The sequence below is a fragment of the Xanthovirga aplysinae genome (assembly GCF_009711365.1).
Lineage (GTDB): Bacteria > Bacteroidota > Bacteroidia > Cytophagales > Cyclobacteriaceae > Xanthovirga > Xanthovirga aplysinae.
Map to the genome: position 1 here is coordinate 1 of NZ_SMMB01001171.1, position 10131 is coordinate 10131.

The window sequence follows — 10131 nt, forward strand, 5'->3', positions numbered from 1 at the left end:
TTCTTTTATTAATTTATCCTCATAATAGCCCGTACATACAATGGTGGCAGAGTCTGTTGTTTCTGCTACCCAGAAATTAGAATCTGAAGTGGCTGTTTCCCAATTTTCATCTATTTTGGATATGACTGTGCCCGCAAAATGACGCTTGTTATTGGTAATTCCTGAGCCATGCCATCTTTTTAGTTTCTTATGAATCTCCTCGTGTCCAGAAGCAATTCCAAAAGGACTTTCATAAACTCCGTTTTTGGCAAAAGTATTCACATACCCTTCATTGTCTCTTAAATCTACATAAGCCAGATAACTGTGCAGTAATTCCCGGATTTCCATTTGATCATGAATGTTTTTCATTTTCTTATTCTTTGCGTTAAAAAGTAATTTGACTTGAAGTTTATGGTTCATTATGTGAACGGTTTTGTCCCTCTTTAATCGAATTGGTTTTAGAGGGCTTTCTTTTAATTTCAATCTGTTATTATCCACTGTCTAGGAGATGGGCCCTTTCATTCCTTTTACTTCAAATAGAAATTTTTAATATTCCATTATCGTTTTTAACCCATATTCTATTAGATTTCAATACCTGTTCAAAAAGGCTTTTATTTACTCTATTTTGGGCTTTACCCTTGCATTAAAAGAACTAACACCTTGGGTTTTTAAATGAAGCCCCACAAATAAAAAGGATAGTACTATCATGACTACTGCAGCTAAACCAAAGATCTGGGCCAGATTAAATTGTTTTGCAAGGGGTTGTACTAAAACAGGGGATAAAAATTGTCCCAGAAACAAAGAAGTAGTCAAATAGCCCATTTGTTTTCCTCTTATTTCAGCGGGAGAAAGTTGAATCAACCAAAGGCTAATGTTGGGCATGGTCAAACCTAAACCAAATCCTGAAAACAGCATAGCCAAAATGATGACAGTGTAGTTGTCCCCAAGCCAAACCATAACATATCCCCCTGTCATCAATAAAAGAGCAAGGGAGACAATCATGGGGAAACTTAATTTCTTCTTTATGTTAGAATAGAGCAGAGAAAAAATCGTTGCCCCCACCGTATTAGCCGCTATGGCTATTCCCGAAAGTGCATTTTTTCCCACCCCTAAAGTTTTAAGTAAAAAAGGGATTTGCACCGGCACCATATAGAAAATAATCATCTGGACAAAGGTGATAGCAAAAACGATGAAAACTAATTTACTTGGCTTTCCGGTTTTCTTAGAAGCTTCCGCTCCCGGGGAAGTAATGGATTTTGGCTCCTTCAAAAAGGACAAGGCCAAAGGAAAAACCAAAAGTGAAAAGAGATAAATTAGAAAAGGGTTTCTCCAGTGAAAATCGGCCAGTAAACCTCCAGCCCCCACAAACAGGACCCCTCCAAAGGCTACGAAAGCAGACTGAATACCCATAAATTTTTGCCGTTCGTCTCCTTCAAAATAATCTCCAATGAGGGTAGTCGCAATGGTCATAATGATACCCACGGATATACCTAAGAGGGCCCGACCTATTAAGATATGATACAGATCATTTAAGATAAATGCTGAGGTGCCCCCCAAAGCATATAGTAATAGCCCGATTGTTAAAAGTTTAACCCTTCCATGTCGATCAATAAAACGACCCACAAAGGGGGCTGTTAATGCAATAAACAAGGCAGGTAGTGTTAAGATCAATTTGGACAAAAATTCCGCCCCTTCTGTATTTGCAAATACACTGGCCATCTGAGGGAGGGAAGGGGCAATGGTGGCTCCCGACATTACCGTCAGACTACTGGCCAGTAATAAGGTCAATTTAACTGCGTTTTTTTTCATTTTCTTGGTTAATAAATAATTTACATACAACAACAATTGTTTAATATTCAACTATTATACTTTAAATAAACATGGTTTACTTTTTTTCTCTATTCAAGAAAACCGAATAATTGAAATTATTCGCCCGTTAAAGGTCTTGTACCCTTTATTTGGAAGCTACAACTCCTGGTTGTTTTAAGAGATTCAATTCTTCAGCTATTTCCCACATTTCTGCAATTTGATTTCTTTCAATTCTATAAATAATCATGGCCCTGATACTTATTTTCTTCCTGCTAGGCTGAATCCCATTGAACTCCCCAAGGTGTTGTCCGTCTCCTTGAGCAAAAACCATTACTTTATCTTTTTCGGCTAAAAGGTCCAGGATCGTTATTTTCATATCAAAGGCTCCTACAAACTTTTTAACCATAGCCACCCCACCTTCAGGACCTTCCACTTGTACTGTGCCATTATAATTGTAATCGGATATATAATACTTGGCTATCTCATCATAGTCCCTTGCATTAAAGGCTTTATAAAAATCTTTGACAAGAGCTTTATTCTTATCTTCCAAATTCAATAAATTTTCAAGTACTTCCATTACTTTATTTTGCCATTAAAAAAATAAATGTAATTACAATTGTTTACTATTCAACTATTGGTTAAAAAATTTTATCTTAAGTTTCCAATTACTTTTTTCAAAACCTTTTGGCAAATAGCCACCTCTGATGGATTTACCCCTTCTTGAGCTTCATTTAAGGTCTTTTGCTGAGCAGCTGTCATTTCCTCTCTAAGCTCTTTCCCTTTATTGGTCAAGTAAACCAGTTTATTCCTACGGTCTTGGCGGTCCTCAATTTTTACAACCAGATTCAACTTTTCCATAGCATCTAGCAATTTTGTAATATTGGTCTTGTCCATATTACAGAAATTTGCCAATTCATTTTGGTTGCGCCCTTCTTTGACCCAAAGCGCCGTTAGTATGAACCAATGTCCCGCTGTTAAATCCAATCCCATTTCTTTAAAGTTGATTGCCAATCGTTGGGTCAACAACTTTGCAGCCCGCCTTACCAGGCTCCCAAAGGTTACGTATGGTTTTTCTTTTTCGATCATTTAAAAATTAGTTGACAAGTAAACTAACGTAAAGCAAATGAAATAGTTTTTAAATGGCAAATAAAAAAGGAAAAAAATATGGAAATCAAGTAATTTAAGGTAAAGAAAAACCAGGAACTCAATGAAGAAATTAATAGATAAGAAAATACACAAACACCTATAATAGAGGTATTTAATAACTTTATTTTATGTATTTTTATTCTTATAGGGAATTTCTATTAAAATATTTTCTTTTATTTCACTAACTAAGAAGAAAATCCCTGTTGGCCTACTGGATTATTGTAAAAATCAACTTTTAGGAGAGGTGTGAACAGCGGAGGTCCAAAAAATAAAAAATCCACACAACGCTTATGGCTTCTTCCTTCCTCACCCTCCAAAAAATTACTATAAAACTCTTTTTTTCAAATCATGGAAAGGCACAGTCAAATGAGAGGGATTAATTTCAGTCATAATTTTTAAGGCTTTCGATGTTGGGGGAGCAATAAAAAAGCATGGAAATTATATGTAGAATAGTGCTAACTAAAAGAAAAGATAGTCCCTTCCTCCTCCTGAAAGGGTGAAATTTTAAAACGCATCATCATAGATGTTGGATTATTTTTCTATTACTTTTGAATTTATAAACAACATGTTTTTTTTCATTTCCTATGGATAAAATTAAATTTCCCAAAGGTCGGCTGCTAGAGTTTTCACATCACACCATTGAAAAAGCACAAGAAGGAATTATTTGGATCCATCCGAATGGAAGTATTTGCAGGGTAAATGAGGCTTTTGCCCAAATGCATCATTATTCCAAATATGAAATAGAAGAGATTGGAGCTGTTTTTCAGGTAAATCCCTTCCTTAGTCCTGAGAAATGGAAAGAACATTGGGAGGAAACCAAAAGAAACCAATCCACCATTACTAAAGCCTGGCATAAAAAAAAGGAAGGTGAGAAGTTTCCAGTTGAAATAATAGCCAATTATTTGGAGTTTGATGGGAAAGAGTATTTTGTGGCCTTTGTAACTGATATAACTGAAAAATTAAAAAAAGAAGAAGAGTTAAAAGCTGCATATGCGAAGATAAATGCCTTAAAGAAGAAGGTGGAAGCCGAGAATGTTTATTTACAGGAAGAAATTAAGCTGCAATATAATTTTCAGGAAATTATAACTCAGAATAAAGGGTTTAAAGAACAATTACGAAAAATTGAGCTGGTAGCTCCCACCGATTCCACCGTTTTAATTATCGGGGAATCAGGTACTGGAAAGGAACTGCTTGCACGGTCTGTACATAATTTAAGTAAAAGAGCAAATAGACCATTGGTAAAAGTCGATTGCGGTACTGTTTCTGCTAATTTAATAGAAAGTACGTTATTTGGTCATGAAAAGGGGGCCTTTACAGGCGCTATAAACAAGTCAATTGGTAGGTTTGAGTTAGCAGATGGGGGCACTATTTTTTTGGATGAAATCGGTGAACTCCCTTTAGAGTTGCAGCCCAAGTTATTGAGAGTTCTTCAAGAAGGGGAATTTGAACGGTTGGGGAATCCCAAACCCATTAAAGTTAATGTAAGGGTAATCGCAGCTACCAATAAAGATTTGGAAAAGGCAGTTGAAAAAGGAACTTTCCGTGAAGACCTATTTTATCGATTGAATGTATTTCCCCTGCAAACCATTCCTTTGAGAGAGAGAAAGGATGATATTTCTTTTTTGGTGCAGCATTTTTGCTATAAATTTTCCCAAAAGATGGGTAAAAATATTGAGGTGATTTCTGATAAACTGATGCAGGCCCTAGAGGCTTATGATTGGCCTGGAAATGTACGGGAATTGGAAAACCTTATCGAAAGAGGGGTTATTCTTAGTCAAAGAAACCGACTCGTTTTAGGTGATTGGGCCCCTAAAAAAGATACAAGATCAAAAGCAGCTGCCCTTATTACTTTAGATGATTTACAAAGGAATCATATACTTAAGGTATTGGAAAAAACCCATTGGAAAATAAGTGGTGCAAATGGGGCTGCGGAAATCTTGGGGCTCCATGAGGCTACCCTTCGTTCAAGAATGCATAAATTAGGAATTCAAAAGGGGAATAATCACTAAAATTCCCTTCCCTAATTATTGAATAAAACTACACCTTAAAACAGCGCAAATACCGAAAAACAGGAAGGGTATTCCTTTATATTTCCCTTCCTTATTTAACCCAATCCCTAACACTATTCATTCCCATCTTCTACTCGATTTTTTATTCGTAGTATTTCATTTTTTCGTGATATTTAACGAAAAAATATCCTTTAGATACTCTTCTTAATTTTGATAAAAAATTCATAAACTATTTTAAATCAGTTATTTATAATCAAATCACAGTAGTGATTAATTTTTGGCAAAGTAATTGACTAACACCTTCTCCAAATCATTGATACAACCAACATTCCTATGATTACATAGCACTATGATTTGGTAGTTAAGCATAGGTCTGAATGGAAAAAAGCTTCGGTTAAGTAGTTTAATGAGACAAAAATTTTGAACAGGGAATTCTGAAATGAAAAAACCTCTACTTTTAATAATAGTAATTATTCAATTTTTGCCCCCCCTCTTTGCCCAGGAGGTGGAAGAAAAAAAGAAAAACAGGAAAGCCTTCAGCATGCTTCGGGCCGAAGAAAATTATCGTTTTCTAGGAGATGAGGCCTTGGAAGAGCAGGAATTTTGGGACCCTATCAAATTTATCCCTTTCAATACTTCCAAAAGTATTTATTTAACTCTCGGTGGTGAATTCAGACCGAGATTTGAGTATTTCAAAAATAACCTATGGGGGGAGGCAGAAAATAGCGATATCGCTTTTTATTCTCAGCGTTTGGCGGCTCATGCATCCCTATCCGTTTCCCACTATCTTCGTTTCTATGGAGAGCTTTATCATGGCATGCTTAGCAAAACGGAAAAGGAATATACCCAAGACGATGCTTTAGACCTTTTTCAAGGTTTTGTTGAATTCAAATTTCCCATAAAAGAACAAAATCTGCTGAGTTTAAGATTGGGTAGACAAGAATTATCCTTTGGTTCTTCCCGTTTAGTGGGAATTAGGGAAGGTCCGAACTTAAGAAGGAGTTTTGATGCAGGACGCCTTATCTATTCAACTAATAAAATTAGGGTGGAAGGATTCCTGGCCAGCGAAGTACATGTAAACCCTGAAGAGGGTGCTTTTAATAACCGTAGAAACGAAGACATGGAATTTGCAGGCATCTATGGACGTGTAGATCATAATGGTAAAATTCCCGGTCATACGGAAATTTACTTCTATCATTTCAATATAGAGCAGGCTGCTTTTAGTGATGCAGAAGGAAAAGAGAATAGACAAACCATAGGATTAAGAAGATGGGGACAAATCGGTCGGTCGTTTGTTTTTAACACCGAATTGATGTATCAAATGGGCTCACTTGAAGACAAAAGCATTAATGCCTGGGCGCTTGAACTGGACTATCATTGGCTGATTCACAATCGACGAAACCTTAAGAGTTTGGGACTAAAATTAGATTATGTCAGTGGGGACCGAAATGCAGGGGACAACCAGCTGCAGACGTTTAATCCCTTATTCAACAATCCAGCCTATTTTGGTCTGCTTGGCAATCTTGCCCCTATGAACTTGATTGACATTCACCCTTCAGTTCTCTGGGAATTCAATGAAAACATTGAATTCATTCTGGATTGGGACATCTATTGGCGGGCAAGTAAAGAAGATGGATTATATGCGCCTCCAAGATTCTTAAGCAGGGAGGGACAGGAAGCCCAGGCTCGTTTTATCGGCCATCAAGCGGGTTTTGAATTGTCTTATGCCATTAATCGACACCTAAATTGGAAGACAGAAGTATCCTATTTTATGACTGGGGATTTTATTAAGGAAACTGGAGAACACAAAAACATTTTCCATCTGGCAACCACTTTTTCTTATAAATTTTAAACCAATTTTTTCTTATTAATTAGTATAAAAATGAAACAATTAAAAACAAACTCAAGATCATTTTTTGCTGCTATAGCATTAATGGTAGCTTTTTTATACGGTTCAACTGTTGCTTTCGCACAAGAACCTATTTGGGATGCCAATAAAATTGTATTAACTAAAAAGAAACTGGCACCAGGCGTATTTGGCGTTTTCCCAAAAGAAAGTTTTGATGCCCCTGCTTCCGCCCCAAAACCTACAAGTGGAGGTTTTATCATCGGTGAAAAAGGAGTTTTAATTATTGATTCTTTTTTAAACGGGGATTTAGCTGCCCAATTGATTGCATTGATTCGACAGGAAACAGAATTACCGATTAAATATGTGGTAAATACTTCTTACCATGGTGATCACAGTTATGGAAATTTTGTATTTCCTTCTGAAACAGCCATTGTTCAACATCAGGGAACAGTTGATTACATAAACGCCTATTTTGAGCCAGACAGAAAATGGATGATCGGTAATTTCGGGGAAGGTAGAGGGATGGAAAAAGTAATGCCCCGGGATGCCGACATCATTATCCAACAAGGCGACCAATTAACAATTGATCTGGGTGGTAAAAAGGTGACGATCTATACCTTCGGATTTGGTCAAACTCCGGGTGATTTATACATCTGGGAACCAAATAGCAAAACCATGTGGGTTGGTAATGTTTGGGTAGCCGGCAAGCCGGGGTTACCATGGTTGTTAGACGGTCGTCATGAGGAAGTAGCCGCAACCATGAAAAAGGTAAGAGATTTCCTTCCAGCAGATGCTACCATTGTACCAGGACACCACCTACCAATGAAAAAAGCTGATTTGGATTTTAAAATCGATTATTTGGAAGAATTACACAATCAAGTAGAAAAAGCAGTGAAAAAAGGTTGGAGTCTGGAAAAGACCAAAGAGAAGGTGAAAATGGACAATTTCCGTGGTTATGCCATGTTCGATTGGGTTCACTTTGATGTGAATATTCCAAAAACCTATGAGGAATTGAGCAAGAAAAACTAAGCTGAGAACTCGTTTTTTTGATTATACGGTTTCCTAAAGGAAAGTGAAGAATAAAAAGAGGGAGGACGTAAAGCCTCCCTTCATAACCCCTAATAATTGCTTATGAAAAATATACTAAACCTTTTATTGGCGGCCTTACTTCTGTTTACCGCTTGTCAGGGTGAAAAAGAAGAGGGCTCATCACAGAAGGCGGATCTCATTATAAAAAATGGGAAAATTGCGACCCTGGCCAATCATGATGAAATCGTGGAAGCGCTGGCCATTAAGGATGGTAAGTTTTTAGCTGTTGGAAGTAATAATGAGATAGAGAAGTTTATTGGCAAAGACACCAAAGTGATTGATGCCTCCAAAAGAACGGTAATTCCCGGTTTGAACGACTCCCATTCACATACCATTAGAGGTGGATTGAATTATAACCTGGAATTACGTTGGGACGGGGTGAAATCTTTAAAAAGAGCCCTTGAAATGTTGAAAGAGCAGGCGGACCGTACTCCCGAAGGGCAATGGATCAAGGTAGTGGGTGGCTGGTCAGAATTTCAGTTTGAGGAAAGACGTTTACCTACCTTGGAAGAAATCAATGCTGCCGTTCCTGACAAACCCGTGATTGTGACTTTCCTTTATACTTACGGTATGCTCAACAAGAAAGCTATTGAAGTATTAGGATACGATAAAAATACCACCTTTGCCGGGGCTGAAGTGCAACTGGATAAAAACCAGCAACCTACTGGTCTTTTAATCGCTAAACCAAGCGCGGCTATCATTTATCTTACTTTGGTAAAAACCCCTAAGCTTTCTCCTGAAGATCAATACAATTCAACCCTACAGTACAATAGAGAGCTTAATCGTTTAGGCCTTACCAGTGTGGTGGATGCCGGAGGAGGAGGTCAGTTTTTCCCTGACAATTACCAGGTGATGCGGAAAGTGGCAGATGATAAAAAACTAACGTTAAGAATAGGCTACAATATTTTCAATGCGAATTCTCCTGGCAAGGAGCTACAGGCCTGGAAAAAATACCTTACACTGGTAAAACCTGGAGATGATTATGACCTTTTCCGTCCCAATGGATATATGATGGCCGGAGCGGGAGAAAACATTGTATGGTCTGCTGGAGATTATGAAAACTTCTTACAACCTCGACCTGAATTGGGCCACCATATGGAAGCAGAATTAGAAGAAGCTGTGACGCAATTTGTGGAAAACAAATGGCCTTTTAGAATTCACGGTACTTATGGTGAATCTATTGAGCGTTTTCTGGATTTATTTGAGAAAATCAATGAGAAAACCCCTTTTAATGGCCTGCGCTGGATTATTGATCATGGAGAAACAGTTTCCGAAGAATCATTAGACAGAATTAAAGCACTTGGTGGTAGTATTGCTATTCAAAACCGGATGATGTTTCAGGGAGAGTATTTTGTGGATAGGTATGGCATAGAGACTGCCCAACATGCTCCACCAATACGAAAAATATTGGAAAAGGGTATTCCTCTAGGTTTAGGAACTGATGGAGCTAGAGTTTCCAGCTACAATCCCTGGTTAGCAATTTACTGGATTACAACAGGAAAAACCTGGGGAGGCTTGAAGCATTTGTCTCAAGAAAATATTCTGAACCGTATGGATGCCCTTCGTCTCATGACTTATGGCAGTGCCCAAATCACTGGTGAGGAAGCATTAAAGGGGACTATAGAAAAGGGTAAATTTGCTGATTTTGTTATCCTGGCCAAGGATTATTTCACTGTAGATGAAGAGGACCTTAAAAATATGAATGCAGTATTGACGGTGGTAAATGGGGATATTGTCTATGGTGAAGAAGAATTCGCCCATCTGGCACCAGAAATTCCAGAAGTTAGTCCGGCTTGGTCCCCTGTGAAATTTTATGGAGGGTATCAGTATTAATTCCTTTTAAAGTATCTGGTGTTTTGGATTTATTCAATTTTTAACCTGAGACCTAAAGTGGCATTTATGACTTTTTAAATAAAATCCGTCCTGCATCGGAAGTGTAGGGCGGGTTTAAAATACTCGAACTAATTGACTCCTTTATTTGATCAACTCTCCCATGAGCTCAACCATCACCTATAATATAAAAATTCAGGCTCCTACAAACTAATTAAGCCTTTGTTTTCCCATAGTTTTTGCCCATCTTTTTCTGATTTAAAATTATTTTAAACTTCCATTTGGAGTTTTAATGATAATTATTTTTGTGTTTACTTATTCCCTTTTTCTTGAAATCTAATTTTAAAGACAGTGGGACTAATTTTTCAATGAGTGAAGAGAATTATAAAGGAGCATTAAAATGCTTCCATTTCAAATATA

General features: G+C 37.4%; 8 protein-coding genes. 4 read left to right on the forward strand and 4 right to left on the reverse strand.

Annotated features, from left to right (window positions below; translation table 11 throughout):
* The 4 genes from E1171_RS15385 to E1171_RS15400 form a co-directional block, all read right to left on the reverse strand.
* On the reverse strand, positions 1 to 348 hold a 348-nt coding region (locus E1171_RS15385), incomplete at its 3' end, for a nuclear transport factor 2 family protein (protein WP_187696483.1).
* A gap of 246 nt (positions 349 to 594) precedes the next feature.
* Positions 595 to 1788, reverse strand: coding sequence for an MFS transporter (locus E1171_RS15390; RefSeq protein WP_155206935.1), 1194 nt, complete (start codon positions 1786 to 1788; stop codon positions 595 to 597).
* Between the two features lie 145 nt (positions 1789 to 1933).
* Positions 1934 to 2365, reverse strand: coding sequence for an ester cyclase (locus tag E1171_RS15395; protein ID WP_155206936.1), 432 nt, complete (start codon positions 2363 to 2365; stop codon positions 1934 to 1936).
* Between the two features lie 71 nt (positions 2366 to 2436).
* Positions 2437 to 2874 carry a MarR family winged helix-turn-helix transcriptional regulator gene (locus tag E1171_RS15400; RefSeq protein WP_155206937.1) on the reverse strand — a complete coding sequence of 146 codons (438 nt, stop codon included), beginning with the start codon at positions 2872 to 2874 and terminating at the stop codon, positions 2437 to 2439.
* Between the two features lie 644 nt (positions 2875 to 3518).
* Here E1171_RS15400 and E1171_RS15405 point away from each other — a divergent pair.
* From E1171_RS15405 to E1171_RS15420, 4 genes are all read left to right on the forward strand, one after another.
* Positions 3519 to 4943 carry a sigma-54 interaction domain-containing protein gene (locus tag E1171_RS15405; protein WP_155206938.1) on the forward strand — a complete coding sequence of 475 codons (1425 nt, stop codon included), beginning with the start codon at positions 3519 to 3521 and terminating at the stop codon, positions 4941 to 4943.
* A gap of 439 nt (positions 4944 to 5382) precedes the next feature.
* Positions 5383 to 6795, forward strand: coding sequence for an alginate export family protein (locus E1171_RS15410; RefSeq protein ID WP_155206939.1), 1413 nt, complete (start codon positions 5383 to 5385; stop codon positions 6793 to 6795).
* Positions 6796 to 6825: 30 nt separating this feature from the next.
* Positions 6826 to 7821, forward strand: coding sequence for an MBL fold metallo-hydrolase (locus E1171_RS15415; protein WP_155206940.1), 996 nt, complete (start codon positions 6826 to 6828; stop codon positions 7819 to 7821).
* Between the two features lie 102 nt (positions 7822 to 7923).
* Entirely contained in the window at positions 7924 to 9714 is a 1791-nt protein-coding gene (locus E1171_RS15420; RefSeq protein WP_155206941.1) for an amidohydrolase, read from the forward strand.
* Positions 9715 to 10131: the final 417 nt, after the last annotated feature.

What these genes read in the sequence shown, in the direction of transcription:
- E1171_RS15390 (WP_155206935.1), bottom strand. Translation starts at nt 1,788, where the DNA reads ATGAAAAAAAACGCAGTTAAATTGACCTTATTACTGGCCAGTAGTCTG.
- E1171_RS15395 (WP_155206936.1), bottom strand. Translation starts at nt 2,365, where the DNA reads ATGGAAGTACTTGAAAATTTATTGAATTTGGAAGATAAGAATAAAGCT.
- E1171_RS15400 (WP_155206937.1), bottom strand. Translation starts at nt 2,874, where the DNA reads ATGATCGAAAAAGAAAAACCATACGTAACCTTTGGGAGCCTGGTAAGG.
- E1171_RS15405 (WP_155206938.1), top strand. Translation starts at nt 3,519, where the DNA reads ATGGATAAAATTAAATTTCCCAAAGGTCGGCTGCTAGAGTTTTCACAT.
- E1171_RS15410 (WP_155206939.1), top strand. Translation starts at nt 5,383, where the DNA reads ATGAAAAAACCTCTACTTTTAATAATAGTAATTATTCAATTTTTGCCC.
- E1171_RS15415 (WP_155206940.1), top strand. Translation starts at nt 6,826, where the DNA reads ATGAAACAATTAAAAACAAACTCAAGATCATTTTTTGCTGCTATAGCA.
- E1171_RS15420 (WP_155206941.1), top strand. Translation starts at nt 7,924, where the DNA reads ATGAAAAATATACTAAACCTTTTATTGGCGGCCTTACTTCTGTTTACC.